Here is an 18137-nt window from a genome sequence, read left to right as displayed (position 1 = left end):
ATGAGCCCCCCCCATTTAAGGTGCGCGTCAATCACAGTTGCGGAACACCATCCGAAAATTGCGGAACACCCCGGTTTTCTACAGGCATAAAAAAACCCCGTAGATCATTGATCTACGGGGTTTCTAAGAGTGGAGGCCGAGGTCGGAATCGAACCGGCGTAGGTGGATTTGCAATCCACTGCATAACCATTTTGCTACTCGGCCTCAAGCATCGGATGTCATGTAGCACAACACCAAACGCGTACAAACTTGGAATCAGATACGTGATCTAACTCCTTGAAAACATTGAGCTTTTTCAGCGGTCAGTGCTTTCGATGGCGTGAATTATGTACTGATTTCCCGAGGCTGGCAACCCCTTGATTTCAAAAAAAATTCCGTCAGGTGGTTTCCATGTTTCAAGGGGGTTATTCAACCCTTCAGGCCGGGATCGTCCGTTACGTCTTCTACTGCGATCAACGGTTCAATGCCCCAGTCGCCATGCAAATACCAATCGTCTCCGATCATTTCGGCTGGATGCATTGTCCTGTCGGAGCCATTGCCGCACGCCAGGGAATTGGCTGGACAGTATCTGTCGCAGCCCCAGCAAATGCGCTCGGGATGTTTGGGGCTGATGGGAAAGTTCTTGGCCATGTCGATCCCCGGTTTGCCTCTAGGATGTGCCTCCAACCTACATCGCTCGCGCAAAGGTGGCCTTGATACGGATCAAGGTACGGCTAAGCTTTGTCCTGCCGGGAACTCGGCTACGGCATAGCGTTTTCCGGTCCTTGGGCAGCCACATAAAAACACCTGGAGAAGCTTCTAATGCCTGGTAAAAAAACACCTGCCGGAGAACAGAGCCCTGTTCGATTGTCGACTTGGGATGATGAGGGCGCGGAAAAATCACTCGATGCAGAAGCATTTTCCTCTCCCCCCGAATTGACCAATGCAGAACTGGTCCACCTTCGTGTCCGGGTGATTGCCTTGGAAAATCTGGTCATCGCGTTACTGACACAAGGTTCGGATCAACAGTTAGCCGTCGCTCGCGAAATGGCCGCCTACATTTCACCCCGTCCCGGCTTCACCCAGCATCCTCTGACGATTCACGCGGCTGCGCAGATGAGTGACAGCGTCGACCGCGCCGAGCGGTTTCGAAAGCGTTCCCAGTCATAGGCTTAATCGCTGAAAACTTGATAACAATCATTATTGTTCGCAGGAAAGCTTCCTACACTCGGGCTCTTACTCGTTAGTGCCCAGGAAGACATCATGCGTACGACCTTTTCGCTGTCACTCGCCCTGCTCTTGCTCACACCGTTGGCTCAGGCCAAGGAATACCCGATCGGGGAACCCCAGTTGTGTCCGGGGCTGGAAGTCGGGGCGGTGTATTTGCAGCCGATCGAGATGGCGCCTGCCGGCATGATGCGGACCACCGCGGATTCCGATGTGCATCTGGAAGCCGACATTCGCGCCACGGCGGACAATCGACAGGGCTTTCAGGAAGGCAGTTTCGTGCCTTACCTCAATGTCTCGTTCAACCTGAAAAAACAGGGCAACGAGAACGAACTCAAAGGCGATTTCCACGCCATGGTCGCCAATGACGGTCCGCACTATGGCGACAACGTAAAGCTGCTCGGTCCAGGTAAATATCAGCTGACCTTCACCGTTCTGCCACCCGATGGTCATGGGTCCCTCGGCCGCCATACCGACAAGGAAACCGGCGTAGCGCCCTGGTTTGAGCGCTGCGAATTGCACTACGAGTTCATCTACGCCGGCATTGGTAAAAAAGGCGGTTATTAAATGAAGCGCCTGCACTTTACCTGGCTGATGTTTGCCGGAGCGGTGCTGCCATTGACGGCTTATGCCGAGTTACCCAGCTACGAGCTGAGCCTGCGCGATGGCCACTTCTCCCCTGCCTTGCTGGAGGTTCCAGCCGGACAGCGCTTCAAAATTATCCTGAAAAATATCGGTCAAGGCCCAGCCGAGTTCGAGAGCACGCCATTGCGAGTTGAAAAAGTACTGTCGCCGGGCGTGACGACCTTCGTGGTCATTCATCCGCTCAGGCCCGGTCACTACCCCTTCTTCGACGAGTTCAATCCGCAATTGCCCGAGGGCGGCATCCTCGCGAAATAACCCGTTCAGACACGGAGTTTTCATGAATCAATCAATGTTCATTGTCTGGCGCGAAAGCGTCGAGGCGCTGCTGGTGATCGGCATTCTTCAGGCCTGGGTCAGCCAGCAGCATCAGGGCAATCGACTGGCGAAATACTTGTGGGCAGGTGTGGTGCTGGGGCTGATGCTCTCGGGCCTGCTGGCGGTGTTGATTCTGTTTGCCGGTGAGGCCATGAGCGGCTCAGCCAGTGAATGGTTCCAGGCCGCACTCGCGCTGATGGCCAGCCTGCTGATCGTGCAAATGGTCGGCTGGATGCACCGCCACGGGCGCACGCTCAAGCACGATTTGCAACGACACGCCGACAGCCACCTGGCCCGGCAAGGTGGCGCAGGCCTGTTACTGCTGGCCATGCTCGCCGTCAGCCGCGAAGGCAGTGAAACGGTGGTCTTTCTCTATGGCGCCGGTGCTCAGTTGCTAGGTCCACAGCTCGGTTTGTTTGCCGTCGGCGGCGCAATGGGACTGGCACTGTCGGCGCTGACCATTGCCCTGCTGCACAGCAGTCGCCGGTTCATTTCGTGGCAGCGATTCTTTGCCATCAGCGAAGCGATTTTGCTGGTACTCGGCGCGGCATTGCTGGTCAGCGGCACCGAGCGAATTGGCGGTCAATTACTTGCCATGGATTTACCGGAGGTGATGTACAGCCTCGTTGGTGATGCGCTTTGGGACAGCAGTGCGTTACTCAGCGACAGCCATGGGTTGGGTGGTTTTCTTGCCGGCTTCGCCGGTTATCGCGCAACACCCAGCGGCATGACGTTACTGGTGCTGGCCGGTTATTGGCTGGCCGTCGGCGGTTGGCTGCGTCAACGTGCTGCGGAAAAAGTCCCATGCCTGAGCTGAGTCGCCGCAATCGTTTACTCCAGCGACTGGGCGACGGCATGCGTCGTCATGCGCCCGTGATTCGGGCCGTGCAGTGGGTCGTCGTGTTGTTCTACGCGTTGCTGTTGGTGATCCCGGCGGTATTGCCGCTGCCGGACAGCCAGGCACGGATGCTCGATAACCTGACCCTGTTCGCGCAGTTTTTGTTCTGGGGCGTTTGGTGGCCGTTCGTGCTGTTGTCGATCGTGCTGTTCGGACGACTCTGGTGTGGCGTTCTCTGTCCGGAAGGTTCACTCAGCGAATGGGCCAGCCATTACGGCAAAGGTTTGGGTGTGCCGCGCTGGTTGCGCTGGGGCGGTTGGCCAACCCTGGCGTTCTGTCTGACGACCCTCTACGGCCAGTTGATCAGTGTCTATGACTACGCTCAGGCGGCGCTGTTGATTCTGGGCGGCTCGACCGTCGCCGCAGTTGTCGTCGGGTTGCTGTTCGCCCGGGGCAAGCGGGTCTGGTGCCGTTACCTGTGCCCGGTCAGCGGCGTCTTCGCCCTGCTCGCCCGCCTGGCGCCCGTGCATTTTCAGGTCGACGAACAACGCTGGATGGACAATGCCGCGCCGCGCCTGCCGCCGCCCAACTGCGCGCCCTTGCTCGATATCCGTCGTATGCGAGGCGCCAGTGACTGCCATGCCTGCGGACGTTGCAGCGGACAACGCGGCGCCGTTCAGCTGATCGCCCGCTCCAGCAACCAAGAGATTCTAAACGCGACGGCGCAGACGCTGTCACCGTGGGACGCGCGCTTATTGTTGTTCGGTGTAATCGGCCTGGCCATGGGCGCGTTTCAGTGGACGGTCAGCCCATGGTTCGTCGCCCTCAAACAAACCCTCGCCCAATGGCTGGTCGAGCACGACCAACTCTGGGCATTGCAGGACAACGCGCCCTGGTGGCTGCTGACCCATTACCCGCAGCTCAACGACAGCTTCACCTGGCTCGATGGTTTCAGCATCGGCGCTTACTTGAGTTTGAGTTCGATGGTGCTGGGCACGGCGTTGATGATCCTGCTGCGCCTGACGGCGCGACTGGCGCAAAATCCTGCACTGTATTGGCCCCTGGCGCTGACACTCACGCCCTTGGGTGGTGCGGGATTGTTTCTCGGGCTGTCGGCCACAACGGTGAAATTACTGCGCTATGAAGGTCTGCTGCTGGAATGGGTTCAACCGGCCAGGGCCTGTCTGTTAATGGCCGCGATGGGCTGGAGCCTGCTGCTGGGTTGGAAACGGCTTAACCGCGAAGGCCTTTCCCTGGCACGGCGCGGGTTGGGCAGCGCTTGCCTGTTACTGGCCATCGGGACCGTTGGATGTGGCTGGTGGTTGCAATTCTGGGGCTGGGCCTGAGCCCCCGACACAACCACCACCGAATCAACTAGACCTTAAAACGCGCCACCGTCTGGTGCAGCGCCCCGGCCATCTGCGCCAAATCGTGACCCGCCGTGTGAGTATGTTGGGCCCCCAGCAAGACCTGCTCGGACAAATTGCGAATCCCCATCAGATTGCGATCCACCTCCCGCGCCACCAATGCCTGCTCCTCCGTGGCGCTGGCGATCATCATGTTGCGCTCGTTGATCTGTGAGATCGACCGGGTGATTTCGTCCAATGCATCGCCCGAGCGTTGCGCCACTTCAAGGGTGGCTCGCACCAGGTTGCTGCTGCTTTGCATGGCCGTCACCGCGTGGCCGGTATCGAGACGAATGTTGCCAATCATCTGCTCGATTTCCTGGGTGGACTCTTGAGTGCGATGCGCCAGGGCGCGCACTTCATCGGCGACCACGGCAAAACCGCGTCCGGCGTCCCCGGCACGGGCCGCTTCAATGGCCGCGTTGAGGGCCAACAAATTGGTCTGCTCGGCGATGCTGCGAATCACGTCCAGCACCTTGCTGATGTCCTGCACCCGGCCCGCCAGTTGCTCGATGCGTTGCGAGGTGTCGGTGACGCCATCGGCCAGTGCGCCGATTGAAACCACGGTTTCCTGAACCTGTTCACGCCCGCGCTGTGCGGTTTGCTCGGACTGCCGCGAGGCCTCGGAGGTGCTCACCGCATTGCGCGCCACTTCATCGACCGCAGCGGTCATCTGGTTCACTGCGGTGGCGGCCTGCTCGATCTCCAACCCCTGCAATTGCAGGTTACTGCTGGTCTGGCTGCTGACCGCGCTCAGTTCTTCGGAGGAACTGGCCACCTGGTCCACCGAGGTCGCGATGTGCTTGACCATGGCATTCAGACTTTGCTGCATCTGATGCATGTTCATCATCACGCTGCCGCCGACACTTGAGTTCACGGGCACCTGAATCGTCAGGTCGCCTTGAGCGATCTGACTCAAAAACCGTGCAGCATCATCCGGTTCGCCGCCCAATGGACGGGTCACACTGCGCGTGACGATCACCGCCGCGGCGATGACCAACGCCACACAGAACACAAACAATCCGAGCATATTGCGCCGGGCATCGCTGTACAGTTCCTGCGCCGACTGTTCCCGGTCGGCGAATATTTTGCCTTGCAGCACCATCAACTGATCCAGGCTGCCATAAACCTCGCGCTCGGCCGGCACGACCTTTTGTTTCAGCTGTGCCATGGCGTCGTCGAAGGCCCCTTGCCGGATCAACACCTGCACTTGGGTGAACGCCGCCACGTAGGCTTCGCGATTCTTCTTCAGCGCGGCAAAAGCGGTTTTACCCTCGGGCAAATAGAACAACGGTTCAAGCGTTTCGAGCGCCTGAGTGATCCGTTTCTTGGTGGCGTCGATCGACTGCTGCACTTGCTGATTGTCTTTATCGATCAGTAGATCCCGAGTATTCCTGGCGTTATCACGCACACCGGTGGCGATGACCATGATCGGATCGATCTTCGGCCAGTCCTGCTTGACGATGACCACCGCCTGATCCTTGAGCGTTGCCAGATCGTGCAACGCGTAAAACGCCATGCCCATCAATGCCAACGGCGCGATGGCAAAGCCGATGACGATACGTTGTGCTGTCGTTAATTTGGCCATATCAAATGCTCCCCGTTTGATACCTGCCGATTGGCAGCGCATTTGAAAACCTAATGATGGATATCCCTGCTAAACGTAAAACCTCAGCCTCGGTTACCCCCGTAACACGAAGGCTGGAAACAACTCGCGCATGGCCTCCCACAGCTCAGGTAGCAAGGCTTGTGCCGAAACACTCGGCAGCAGCGGATCGAACATCCGCTCAGTGCGAACCAGCTGCACGGCGAAGCGTTTGACGCCGAGTTCGCTCAAGCGCTTGGCGAGGATCAGCAGACGCGCCGGTTCGAACAGATGCCAATGCACGGTGGTGCGACACTCGTAGTCGACACCGCTGGCCAGCAGATGCTCAAGGCTGCGCCAGTTGGCCGTTCCGCTGCCCTCTACCCGGGTGATCGCCTGGCAATCCTCGGGCAACGCCTTGACATCGAAACCGACCCAATCGGCCCCGGCCAGTGCCTTGGCGAACGCCAAGGGTTTGATGCCGGCGCTGTGCAAACCGATGCGAAATCCCATCGCCCGCACCTCATCCATGGCGCCGAGCAAACCATCCTGCAAGGTAGGCTCTCCGCCACTGAACACCACCGCATCGAGCAGGTCCTGACGCCGTTGCAGAAACGCCAACACCCGCCGCCAATCCACTTCGTCTGTGCCACGAGGCGGGATCAACTGCGGGTTATGGCAGTAACGACAACGCCAGGCGCAACCCTGGCAAAACAGCACGCAGGCGAGCTGTCCCGGATAGTCGATAGTGGTCAGGGGCACCATGCCCCCGACCCGAAGCGTTCGACTCATTGGCGCCCGGCCAGCGCCGCGCTTTCAGTGAAGTGCACCCGCTCGCGGTGCTCCGACTGTTTGCCCGGATTGAACGCCGACACAGGGCGGTGATAGCCCATTACCCGGGTCCAGACTTCGCAGCGTTGACGTTGAGCCTGGGGCAATGTTTGCGATGCAGTCATGGTGAAGCTCCTTGCAGTTGAGTGGATCGAAATCAATGAACGGTGCCGAGTTTCTGTTCTTGCAGCAGCAGTGCTTCGTCGCACTTGGGGCAGAACTCATGCTCGCCATCGAGGTAGCCGTGCACCGGGCAGATGGAGAATGTCGGGGTCACGGTCAGGTACGGCAGGCGGAAGCGGCCAAGGGCTTTGCGCACCAGTTGCTTGCAGGCCTCGGTCGAAGAAATCCGCTCGGCCATGTACAGGTGCAAGACCGTGCCGCCGGTGTATTTGCATTGCAGCTCGTCTTGAAGTTCCAGGGCCTCGAAAGGGTCTTCGGTGTAGCCCACGGGCAGTTGCGAGGAGTTGGTGTAATACGGTGCTAGCGCGCTGCCGGCCTGGAGAATGTCGGGGTAGCGCTTGAGGTCTTCCTTGGCGAAGCGATAGGTCGTGCCCTCGGCCGGTGTCGCTTCCAGGTTGTACATGTGGCCGGTTTCTTCCTGGAATCGCAGCAACGTGGCACGCACATGATCGAGCATCTTCAGGGTAAACTGGCGGCCCTGTTCGGTGTGCATACCCTCCTCGTCGCCGGTGAAATTGCGCAGCATTTCATGCATGCCGTTGAGGCCGATGGTCGAAAAGTGGTTACGCAGGGTGCCGAGGTATCGCTTGGTGTACGGGTACAAACCGGCATCCATGTGGTGCTGAATCACCTTGCGCTTAACCTCCAGGCTCTCCATCGCCAGCTCCATCAGTGTGTCCAGGCGCTGCAGCAAACCGCTGGTATCACCCTTGAACACATAGCCCAGCCGCGCGCAGTTGATGGTGACAACGCCGAGCGATCCGGTCTGCTCCGCCGAGCCGAACAAGCCGCCGCCCCGCTTGAGCAACTCGCGGACATCCAACTGCAAACGGCAGCACATCGAGCGCACCTGATTGGGCTGCAGGTCCGAATTGAGGAAGTTCTGGAAGTACGGCAGGCCGTAACGCGCGGTCATCTCGAACAGCCGGTCGGCGTTTTCACTCTCCCATGGAAAGTCATGGGTGATGTTGTAGGTCGGGATCGGAAAGGTGAACACCCGCCCTTTCGCATCGCCGGCCTGCATCACCTCGATGTAGGCGCGATTGAGCAAATCCATTTCGACTTGCAGGTCGCCATAGGCAAACGGCATTTCCTCACCGCCGATGACGGGTATCTGCTCACGCAAATCCTGCGGGCACACCCAGTCGAAGGTCAGGTTGGTGAAAGGTGTCTGAGTGCCCCAGCGCGAAGGAACGTTGAGGTTGTAGATGAACTCCTGGATCGCCTGGCGTACCTCCTGAAAACTCAGCTGATCCTTGCGCACATAGGGCGCCAGGTAGGTGTCGAACGAGCTGAACGCCTGGGCGCCGGCCCATTCGTTTTGCAGGGTGCCGAGGAAATTCACCATCTGCCCCAGGGCGCTGCTCAAGTGCTTCGGCGGACCGGCTTCGACACGCCCGGGCACACCGTTGAGCCCTTCGTGCAGCAGGGTGCGCAGCGACCAGCCGGCGCAGTAACCGGCGAGCATGTCCAGGTCATGTACATGCAAATCCGCTTCGCGGTGGGCCTGGCCGATGGCCTCGCTGTACACCTCGTCCAGCCAGTAGTTGGCGGTGACCTTGCCCGACACGTTCAACACCAGGCCGCCCAGGGAATAGCCCTGATTGGCGTTGGCCTGGACCCGCCAGTCTTCACGGTCCAGGTATTCGTTCATCGAGGTCGCCACTTCGACCATGGTCCGGCGGTCGCGGCGCAAGCGCCCGTGCTGTTCGCGGTAGACAATGTAGGCGCGCATGGCGAGGAAAAAACCGGCGTCCATCAACACCCGTTCAACACGGTCCTGGATTTGCTCGACGTGCAGCCTCGGCAATCCTTCGAGCCTGGCCAATACCGCCTGAAGCAAGCCTTCAACCTCAACCTCGCCGTACTCCCCCGTCGCCTTGCCGGCGGCGATCAATGCCTGACGGATTTTGTCGGCATCGAAGGCGACCTGACTGCCATCGCGCTTGTGCAAGCGGTTACATCCTACTGCGATCAGCGTGCTCTGCATTTAGCCTCCAGACACTACATATAGACTTAAACAAACTTAAAACCACAACATGCAGTGAAGGCTACGGACAAAGTGCTGTTCTGCAATTGATCGATATCAAGAATTGACGGACAAAAAAACCGCCCTGAGGCGGCAAAGGGAAACTATTGAAAAGGCGGGTATAAACACTCGGATCTGAAATCCACCCCTCACCCTAACCCTCTCCCCAAAGGGGCGAGGGGACTGACCGAGTTGATCTTAGAGTTACATCGACCTGAAAGCCCGAGTCGAACTCAGGCTCGAAAAGCATGAAGATCGACCCCCTTTCCCCCTCTCCCCTATGGGGAGAGGGCTGGGGTGAGGGGTGGATTACGGATCAGCACACAGCCCCCGAATCAACCGCCACTCATGTTCATGAACCGCACAATCTGCACCTCCCCGTCGGGGCTGAAATCATGCCGCAGCGGCTTGCCGCGCAAGGCCCGCTGCACCGCGTTGATCACCGGCTGATCATCCAACGGATACCGCCTCAACAATCCACGTAAATCCAGAGCATCGTCCTGGCCCAGACACAGCAACAGCTTCCCTTCAACCGTCATCCGCACCCGATTACAGCTGCCACAAAAGTTGTGACTATTGGGCGAAATGAAACCAATCCGGGTATCAGGATGGCGTTCCAGACGCACATAGCGCGCCGGGCCGCCGCTGTTCTCGGTGCTGTCGAGCAACCGGTGCTGGCTGGCGATCAGCGTGCGCACTTCGTCGCTGGAACAGTACGATTCGCCCCGGGAACGTCCGACGTCGCCCAAGGGCATTTCCTCGATGAAACTGATGTCGATGCGTTGGTCGATGGCGTATTGCACCAACGCAGGGACTTCATCGAAGTTGCGTCCTTTCATCACCACGCAGTTGAGCTTGATCCGCTCGAACCCTGCGTCCCGCGCCGCTTCAATGCCGTTGAGCACTTGATCAAGATCGCCGATGCGGGTGATCGCCCGAAACTTCTGCCCGTCCAGGCTATCGAGGCTGATGTTCATCCGCTTGACTCCGGCATCGACCAACGGCCGGGCCAGACGGCCCAGCTGCGAGCCGTTGCTGGTCATCACCAGTTCGCGCAAACCGGGCAACGCGGCGATGTTGCGGCACAGTTCGACAATGCCGGGACGGATCAGCGGCTCACCACCAGTCAGACGGATTTTGCGTACACCCAGGCCAACGAACAGCGTCGCCAAGCGCTGCAATTCCTCCAGCGTGAGCACCTGCTGACGTGGCAGGAACGTCATGTTTTTCGCCATGCAATACACACAGCGAAAATCACAGCGGTCCGTCACCGACATCCGCAGATAATCGATCTGCCGTCCAAAACCATCCTGCATCACAGCGTTCATCACTTCTCCCGGTTTGCCTCGATGCTCACTGCACCAGCGGTGAGTCGGCGCCCTGCAAGTGGATGCCACGAATATCGGCTGCACCGATCAGGGTTTGCAGGTATTGCACCAGCGCTTTCTGCCACACGCCTTGCTGCAATTGCGTGCGGATCGCCGTCGACACCACTTCATAGGGCAACGGCATGCCTTCGATCCGCTGATCGACACTGACCACATGCCAGCCGTAGCGACTTTCCAGCGGTTTGCTGGCCAGGCCCGGTGCCAGGGTGAACAACTGACGCTCCAGTTCGGGCACGGTCTGGCCCTTGCTGATCTGTCCCAAAGAACCGCCTTGAGCCTTCGATGGGCAGGCCGAATATTTCACCGCCAGTTCGGCGAAACTGCCGGGGAATTCATCCAGTTGCTGCAGCAGGACTTCCGCCTGACCATGCGCAAGCTCCCGGGCCTCGACATCGTCCGGCGCACACTCGAGCAGGATGTGCCGCACCGCCAGCAACGGCGCGCTGTGGAAGCGCCCGCGATTGTTTTCGTAGTAACGCAGACTCGACTCCTCGTCGCACTGCGGCACTTTCACCTCACGTTCGAGCAGCAAGCGCGTGGCCGCTTCTTCTTCGTTCTCACCGGCGCCGATCTCCAGCGATACACCGAGTTCGGTGATGCGCTGCTGCAACAACTCGCGGATCACCAGCGCCCGGGCGGCCAGATAGACCGCCTCCTCGCGGCTTTCGGCCGGGTGATATTGCAGCTCCTGGGCCATCGCCTCCGGGGTGATCGACACCTCGTTGACGCTGATGATCGGCCACTCCTGTTCACTGCTGGCGATCAACTGCGCCGGGGCGTCATCGGCCCCTGCGGGCTCAACCGGCAGGGCTTCAAACTGCGCCTGAGCGACCGGCGCGATGTCGAGAACGGCCTCCGCTTTTTTTGAAGAACCGCAGCCACCGCTGCCCCCGTTACCGCCACCACATCCACATCCACCTGACATGATTGTCTCCTCAGTACTTCTGACGAACGATTTGATAACGACGCCCCAGGTACCAGATCGGTGCGCTGATCATGTGTACGAGACGAGTGAAGGGGAACAGCACAAACAGGGTCAAACCGAGAAACACATGCAACTTGTAGGTCAGCCCGACCGGCGCGATGGACGCCGCCGCTTCCATCGGACGCAACAGCACGGTGTTCTGCGCCCAATCGGCGAGCATCACCATCACCGAGCCGTCCATATGCGCGGTGGACGCCGCAATCGTCAGCAGACCGAGCAGCAATTGCGCCAGTAGCACCAGCAGAATCAGGATGTCCGAAGGACTGGAGGTGGCACGGACCCGAGGGTCGCTGAGCCGCCGGTTAACCAGCATCAGCAGGCCGATCAGGCACAACAGACCGAAGAACCCGCCCGAAACCATTGCCAGCAACTGCTTGTTCTCAGTGCTGATCACGTGGTGATAAATCGACGCCGGGGTCAGCAGGCCGACAAAGTGTCCGGCCAGTACGAACAACACACCGATGTGAAAGAAGTTGCTCGCCACGCGCATGCCGCGCTGATTGAGCATCTGGCTGGAGCCCGCCTTCCAGGTGTATTGCGACAGGTCGAAGCGCGCCCAGCTGCCAATCAGGCAAATCGCCAGGGCTACGTAGGGATAGACCCCGAACAACAACAGGTTCCATTTAGACATTGCCTACCTCCTTGGCTGGCACGGCGGCCAACCCTTCATGCTGAAAATCCACCCAGTGCAACGGCACCGCGCTTTCCTCACGGGCCTTGCCCGGAGCGCTAGGCAGCGAACTGCAACGGTCCTGCTGTTCGGCCTGGAGGAAGTCCACGGCCTCCTCTTCCCAGATCTTGTCGAGGGCTTCGAGGGAGTCGTCGCGGGGTTCCGCCGCGACCTGCGCCCGCAGGTCGGCGACCGCCTGATGCGGCTCGGCCCCGGCAATTTGCAGCAGCGCCCGGAAGCAGCTGGCATAGGCGCTTTCGCGCTCTTCCAGACGTGCGGCGAGCAAGGCCAGCAAGTGCGAAACATCCGCCAGGCCCTCGCGGGCCTCGATGTCTTCGCGGGTGGAGAGGAACTCCAGGTACAGCGGGATGTAATCGGGCAGCTCTTTGACGCCGATGGCAAAACCGGCTTCTTCGTATTGCGCCATCATGTCGACCATCGCCTGGCCACGGTCGCGGGACTCACCGTGCACATGCTCGAACAACAGCAGCGACAGCGAGCGCCCCCGACCGAACAGCGCACCGTAGTGCTCCTGCCCGTCCATCAGGTCATTGGCGCAGATCAGCTCGAGCAATTCGAACAACGCACCGCGCTGCGTCGGGCTGATTTCCCGCGACTGGATGATCGCTTGCTCCAGTTCGTCGCGACCGCCAATCAGCGTCTCGGTCGGGTAGTCGAGCAGCAGCGAAATCACTTTGAGAATTTGCATGCTCATTCCTCCCACAACTGGACGGTTTTCAGGATGTCGCGGCGGTTGGCTTTCTTGGCGCCGAACATGTTGGTGTCGGAACTGCCGCTGCACCCGCTGCCGAAACTGAAGCCGCACCCGGAACGCTCGGCGAAGGCATCACTCATGGCGTCTTCACGGTGCGCACTCGGCACCACGAAACGGTCTTCGTAGTTGGCGATTGCCAGGTAGCGATACATCTCCTCAACCTGGGCCACGCTCAGGCCGACATCCGCCAGCACTTGCAGGTCCTGAACACCGTCGACTTGCTCGGAACGTTTGTAGGCCCGCATCGCCAGCAAGCGTTTAAGCGCACGCTTGACCGGTTTTTCATCGCCCGCCGTCAGCAGATTGGCCAGGTACTTCAGTGGTATCCGCAGGCTGTCGACATCCGGGATCACCCCGTTCATACCGACGGTGCCGGCAGTGGCAGCGTTTTGAATCGGCGAAAGTGGCGGTACGTACCAAACCATCGGCAAGGTGCGGTATTCCGGGTGCAGCGGCAGTGCGAGTTTCCAGTCCACGGCCATTTTGTAGACCGGCGAACGTTGCGCGGAATCGATCACCGATTGCGGTACGCCATCGGCCAAGGCCTGACGAATCACCGCCGGGTCATTCGGATCGAGGAAGATCTCCAGTTGTTTCTCGTACAGGTCCTGCTCATTGGCGGTGCTCGCCACTTCGCTGATGCGGTCGGCGTCATACAACAGCACACCGAGGTAGCGAATGCGCCCGACGCAGGTTTCCGCGCAAACGGTCGGCATCCCGGCTTCGATACGCGGGTAGCAGAAGATGCATTTCTCGGACTTGCCGCTTTTCCAGTTGAAATAGATCTTCTTGTACGGGCAGCCGCTGATGCACATCCGCCAGCCACGGCATTTTTCCTGGTCAATCAGGACGATGCCGTCCTCTTCACGCTTGTAGATCGCCCCGCTCGGGCAAGCCGCTGCGCACGTCGGGTTGAGGCAGTGCTCGCACAGGCGCGGCAAATACATCATGAAAGTGTTTTCGTACTCGCCGTAAATGTCCGCCTGGATCTTGTCGAAGTTCTTGTCCTTGCGACGCTTGGCGAATTCGGTGCCGAGGATTTCCTCCCAGTTCGGGCCCCACTCGATTTTTTCCATGCGCTTGCCGGAGATCAGCGAACGCGGACGTGCAGTCGGCTGATGCTCGCCCAGTGGTGCGGTGTGCAGGTGCTGGTAATCGAAGTCGAACGGTTCGTAATAGTCGTCGAGGCTCGGCAGGTCCGGGTTGGCGAAAATGTTCGCCAACACGCGGAATTTACCGCCGATGCGCGGGTTGATCGTGCCGTTGGCATTGCGGATCCAGCCGCCCTTCCACTTGTCCTGGTTTTCCCATTCTTTCGGGTAGCCGATCCCGGGTTTCGATTCGACGTTGTTGAACCACGCGTATTCCATGCCTTCGCGGCTGGTCCAGACGTTTTTGCAGGTGATGGAACAGGTGTGGCAACCGATGCACTTGTCCAGGTTCAGAACCATGCCGATTTGTGAGCGAATCTTCATCTCAGTTCTCCTCAATATCGGTTGGCAGCGGACGTGGCAGGTCATCGCCACTTGAACCATCGAGCCAGTCGACTTTGGACATTTTGCGCACCACGACGAATTCATCGCGGTTGCAACCGACCGTGCCGTAATAGTTGAAACCGTAGGCTTGCTGGGCATAGCCGCCGATCATGTGGGTCGGTTTGAGCACAACGCGGGTGACCGAGTTGTGGTGGCCGCCACGGGTCTTGGTGGTTTCCGAACCGGGCACGTTCACGATCCGTTCCTGTGCGTGGTACATCATCACCATGCCGTCCTTGACCCGTTGGCTGACCACCGCGCGGGCGGTCAATGCACCGTTGATGTTGAAGCACTCGATCCAGTCGTTGTCCTCGATACCGGCGCTTTTCGCGTCGTTCTCCGAGAGCCAGACAATCGGCCCGCCACGGCTGAGGGTGAGCATCAGCAGGTTGTCGCTGTAGGTGCTGTGGATGCCCCATTTCTGGTGCGGGGTGATCCAGTTCAGGACGATTTCCTTGTGGCCGTTACTGCGCTTGCCTTTCACCCCTTCGATGGTGCGGGTGTTGACCGGCGGCCGATAACTCATCAGTTGCTCGCCGAACGCCTGCATCCACGGGTGATCCTGATAGAACTGCTGGCGACCGGTGATGGTGCGCCATGGGATCCCTTCGTGAACGTTGGTGTAGCCGGCGTTGTAGCTGACGTGATCGTCTTCAAGCCCCGACCAGGTCGGGCTGGAAATGATCTTGCGTGGCTGTGCCTGAATGTCGCGGAAACGAATCGCCTCGTGGGCCTTGGACAGCGCCAGGTGGCTGTGGTCGATACCGGTGAATTCCGACAGCGCGGCCCAGGCCTTGACGGCAACTTGCCCGTTGGTTTCCGGTGCCAGGGACAGAATCACTTCAGCGGCATCGATCGCCGTGTCGATTTTCGGCCGACCCTGGCTGATACCGGCATCGCCTTCTTTGTGATTGAGTTCACCGAGGAATTTCACTTCGTCTTCGGTGTTCCAGTTGATGCCTTTGCCGCCGTTGCCGTGTTTTTCCAGCAATGGTCCGAGGGACGAGAACTGCTTGTAGATGTTCGGGTAGTCACGCTCCACCACATGCAGGTTCGGCGCGTTCTTGCCCGGTACCGGTGCCACGCCGTCGCTTTTCCAGTCGGTGCCGCCAAACGGTTGGGCCAGTTCGCCGACGCTGTCGTGCATCAACGGGATGGTCACCAGGTCCTTCTCAACGCCCAGATGCCCTTCGGACATGCTGGAAAACGCCTTGGCGATGCCTTTGTAGATTTCCCAGTCGGAACGCGATTCCCACGCCGGGTCGATGGCGGCCGACAACGGGTGAATGAACGGGTGCATGTCCGAGGTGTTCATGTCGTCTTTTTCGTACCAGGTTGCGGTCGGCAACACGATGTCGGAATAGACGCAGGTCGAAGACATGCGGAAGTCCAGCGTGGTGACCAGATCGAGCTTGCCGATGGCGCCCTCGTCCACCCATTCGGCTTCTTCGGGTTTGCAGTCGCCGACCTGACCGATATCTTCGTTCATCACACCGTTTTTGGTGCCCAGCAGGTACTTGAGCATGTACTCGTGGCCCTTGCCCGAGGAGCCCAGCAGGTTGGAACGCCAGATGAACATATTGCGCGGGAAGTTGACCGGGCTGTCCGGCTGTTCGCAGGAGAAGCGCAGCGAACCGTCCTGCAGCGATTTGACCACGTAGTCTTTCGGGTCCATGCCGGCCGCAGCCGCGTCGCGGCAAATGTGCAAAGGGTTAGTGTTGAGTTGCGGTGCGCTGGGCAACCAGCCGGCGCGTTCGGCGCGGATGTTGTAGTCCAGGGCATGCTCGGGGAATTGTGATTTATCGGCCAGCGGCGAGAGCACGTCGTGCATGCTCATTTTCTCGTGGCGCCACTGCGAACTGTGGGCGTAGAAGAAGCTGGTGCCGTTCATTTGGCGAGGCGGACGGTTCCAGTCCAGGCCGAACGCCAAGGGCAGCCAGCCGCATTGTGGACGGAGTTTTTCCTGGCCAACGTAGTGCGCCCAACCGCCACCGGTCTGACCGACACACCCGCAGAGCATGAGCATGTTGATCAGCCCGCGGTAGTTCATGTCCATGTGGTACCAGTGGTTCATCGCCGCGCCGACGATGATCATCGAGCGGCCCTTGGTCTTGTCGGCGTTGTCGGCGAACTCACGGGCAATCTGGATGGCTTTCTCACGGCTGACGCCGGTGATCTGCTCCTGCCACGCCGGGGTGCCAGGCACCGAGGCGTCGTCGTAATCCTTGGCTACGTTTTCACCACCGAGGCCGCGATCGATGGCCAGGTTGGCGGCCGACAGGTCGAACACGGTGGCGACTTTGGCCACGCTGCCGTCCGCCAGCACCACGTTATGCACCGGCACGCGGCGATATTGCACGGCATCGCCGGCCACGTGCTGGAAGTGCTCGTGGGACTCGCCGGCAAAATACGGGAACGCCACTTCGGCGACGTCATCGCCGATCAGGCTCAGTTTCAGATCGATCTCACGGCCTTCGCCGCCTTCACGAGGCAGGATGTTCCACTTGCCCTTCTCGCCCCAGCGATAACCGATGGAACCCTGAGGGGACACCAGTTCGCCGCTGACATCGAGGGCGATGGTTTTCCATTCCGGGTTGTTTTCCTGGCCGAGGTTGTCGGTCAGGTCGCTGGCGCGCAGGAAGCGGTCCGGCTGGTAACCGGCGCCCGGTGCCTTGTCGACCATTTGCTTGAGCAGTACCAGCACCGGCAAATCGGTAAAGCGCTTGGCGTAGTCGGTGAAATAGGCGCTCGGTTTGTCCAGGTGGAATTCTTTGAAGATCACATGGTTGAACGCCTGGGCCAGCGCCGCATCGGTGCCTTGTTTAGGGTTCAGCCACAAGTCGGTGAGCTTGGCGACTTCCGAGTAGTCCGGGGTGATCGCGACGGTCTTGGTGCCCTTGTAACGGACTTCGGTAAAGAAGTGCGCGTCGGGGGTACGGGTCTGCGGGACGTTGGAGCCCCAGGCAATGATGTAGTTGGAGTTGTACCAGTCGGCCGATTCCGGCACGTCGGTCTGCTCGCCCCAAACCATCGGCGAGGCCGGTGGCAAGTCGCAGTACCAGTCGTAGAAGCTCAGACAGGCGCCGCCGATCAGCGACAGGTAACGCGAACCTGCGGCATAGCTGACCATCGACATGGCCGGGATCGGCGAGAAACCGACGATCCGGTCAGGGCCGTATTGCTTGATCGTATAGACGTTGGCGGCAGCGATGATCTCGTTGACTTCCTCCCAGTTGGAACGAATGAAGCCACCCATGCCGCGCTTGCTTTTATAGGAGTCGGCCTTGGCCTTGTCCTCGACGATGCTGGCCCAGGCTTCCACCGGCGCCATGGTTTGCCGCGCATCGCGCCAGAGCTTGAGCAACGGCTTGCGGATTTTCGGGTACTTGAGCCGGTTGGCGCTGTAGATGTACCAGCTGTAACTGGCACCACGCGGGCAGCCACGGGGCTCATGGTTAGGCAGGTCGTTACGAGTACGCGGGTAGTCGGTCTGCTGGGTTTCCCAGGTGATCAGGCCGTTCTTGACGTAGATTTTCCACGAGCAGGAACCGGTGCAGTTCACCCCGTGGGTGGAACGCACGATCTTGTCGTACTGCCAGCGCGAACGGTAGACGTTCTCCCAGTCGCGAGACTCTTTGCGGGTCTCGCCATGACCGTCGGAAAACTCGTTTTGCTTGCGATTGAAAAACCGCAATTGATCCAGTAAATGACTCACGGTGTAGTCCTCTCAGGCTTTGTCGCGGAGT

The 18137-nt window shown here is 59.6% G+C and carries 16 protein-coding genes and 1 tRNA gene; 5 read left to right on the top strand and 12 right to left on the bottom strand.

What is annotated here, in order from left to right; all coding sequences use genetic code 11:
* Positions 1-130 precede the first annotated feature (130 nt).
* Positions 131-204 (bottom strand) — tRNA-Cys (locus ACYZTZ_RS11380).
* A 204-nt stretch (positions 205-408) separates the two neighbouring features.
* Complete coding sequence (locus ACYZTZ_RS11375) at positions 409-630, bottom strand: DUF3079 domain-containing protein (protein ID WP_033055179.1); 222 nt, start codon at positions 628-630, stop codon at positions 409-411.
* Positions 631-801: 171 nt separating this feature from the next.
* Here ACYZTZ_RS11375 and ACYZTZ_RS11370 point away from each other — a divergent pair, with 171 nt between their 5' ends.
* The 5 genes from ACYZTZ_RS11370 to ACYZTZ_RS11350 all read left to right on the top strand — a co-directional run bounded on the left by ACYZTZ_RS11370 (position 802) and on the right by ACYZTZ_RS11350 (position 4350).
* The gene (locus ACYZTZ_RS11370) at positions 802-1149 is read left to right on the top strand and encodes a hypothetical protein (protein WP_461998247.1); all 348 of its coding nucleotides are present in this window, start codon (positions 802-804) and stop codon (positions 1147-1149) included.
* Positions 1150-1242: 93 nt separating this feature from the next.
* A complete protein-coding gene (locus ACYZTZ_RS11365; RefSeq protein WP_461998246.1) occupies positions 1243-1773 on the top strand; it encodes an iron transporter in 531 nt (176 codons plus the stop codon).
* Positions 1774-2106 carry a cupredoxin domain-containing protein gene (locus tag ACYZTZ_RS11360; RefSeq protein ID WP_461998245.1) on the top strand — a complete coding sequence of 111 codons (333 nt, stop codon included), beginning with the start codon at positions 1774-1776 and terminating at the stop codon, positions 2104-2106.
* Between the two features lie 22 nt (positions 2107-2128).
* Positions 2129-2983: an FTR1 family iron permease gene (locus tag ACYZTZ_RS11355; protein WP_461998244.1), complete on the top strand. Its 855-nt coding sequence runs from the start codon at positions 2129-2131 to the stop codon at positions 2981-2983.
* Entirely contained in the window at positions 2971-4350 is a 1380-nt protein-coding gene (locus tag ACYZTZ_RS11350) for a 4Fe-4S binding protein (RefSeq protein ID WP_461998243.1), read from the top strand. The genes ACYZTZ_RS11355 and ACYZTZ_RS11350 overlap by 13 nt, the downstream gene beginning before the upstream one ends.
* 28 nt (positions 4351-4378) lie before the next feature.
* Here the strand turns inward: ACYZTZ_RS11350 and ACYZTZ_RS11345 are convergent, their stop codons facing one another.
* The 10 genes from ACYZTZ_RS11345 to ACYZTZ_RS11300 form a co-directional block, all read right to left on the bottom strand.
* A complete protein-coding gene (locus ACYZTZ_RS11345; protein WP_461998242.1) occupies positions 4379-5998 on the bottom strand; it encodes a methyl-accepting chemotaxis protein in 1620 nt (539 codons plus the stop codon).
* A gap of 93 nt (positions 5999-6091) precedes the next feature.
* Positions 6092-6787, bottom strand: coding sequence for an anaerobic ribonucleoside-triphosphate reductase activating protein (locus ACYZTZ_RS11340; RefSeq protein ID WP_461998241.1), 696 nt, complete (start codon positions 6785-6787; stop codon positions 6092-6094).
* The gene (gene nrdD / locus ACYZTZ_RS11335) at positions 6784-6951 is read right to left on the bottom strand and encodes an anaerobic ribonucleoside-triphosphate reductase (RefSeq protein ID WP_017338867.1); all 168 of its coding nucleotides are present in this window, start codon (positions 6949-6951) and stop codon (positions 6784-6786) included. The genes ACYZTZ_RS11340 and nrdD overlap by 4 nt, the downstream gene beginning before the upstream one ends.
* 32 nt (positions 6952-6983) lie before the next feature.
* Positions 6984-8999, bottom strand: a complete 2016-nt coding sequence (locus tag ACYZTZ_RS11330) for a ribonucleoside triphosphate reductase (RefSeq protein ID WP_461998240.1) — start codon at positions 8997-8999, stop codon at positions 6984-6986.
* A 374-nt stretch (positions 9000-9373) separates the two neighbouring features.
* Positions 9374-10366, bottom strand: coding sequence for a GTP 3',8-cyclase MoaA (moaA, locus tag ACYZTZ_RS11325; RefSeq protein ID WP_461998239.1), 993 nt, complete (start codon positions 10364-10366; stop codon positions 9374-9376).
* Positions 10367-10391: 25 nt separating this feature from the next.
* Entirely contained in the window at positions 10392-11351 is a 960-nt protein-coding gene (locus tag ACYZTZ_RS11320; protein ID WP_461998238.1) for a peptidylprolyl isomerase, read from the bottom strand.
* 10 nt (positions 11352-11361) lie between these two features.
* A complete protein-coding gene (gene narI / locus ACYZTZ_RS11315) occupies positions 11362-12042 on the bottom strand; it encodes a respiratory nitrate reductase subunit gamma (protein WP_461998237.1) in 681 nt (226 codons plus the stop codon).
* Positions 12035-12790, bottom strand: a complete 756-nt coding sequence (gene narJ, locus ACYZTZ_RS11310) for a nitrate reductase molybdenum cofactor assembly chaperone (RefSeq protein WP_056739482.1) — start codon at positions 12788-12790, stop codon at positions 12035-12037. The genes narI and narJ overlap by 8 nt, the downstream gene beginning before the upstream one ends.
* A 2-nt stretch (positions 12791-12792) precedes the next feature.
* Positions 12793-14331, bottom strand: a complete 1539-nt coding sequence (narH, locus tag ACYZTZ_RS11305; RefSeq protein ID WP_046047388.1) for a nitrate reductase subunit beta — start codon at positions 14329-14331, stop codon at positions 12793-12795.
* A gap of 1 nt (position 14332) precedes the next feature.
* Positions 14333-18106, bottom strand: a complete 3774-nt coding sequence (locus ACYZTZ_RS11300) for a nitrate reductase subunit alpha (RefSeq protein ID WP_461998236.1) — start codon at positions 18104-18106, stop codon at positions 14333-14335.
* Positions 18107-18137: the final 31 nt, after the last annotated feature.

The sequence above is a fragment of the Pseudomonas sp. LB3P58 genome (assembly GCF_054897895.1).
The sequence above is the reverse complement of the archived record's forward strand: the minus strand, read 5'-3'. Positions and strand labels throughout refer to the sequence as shown.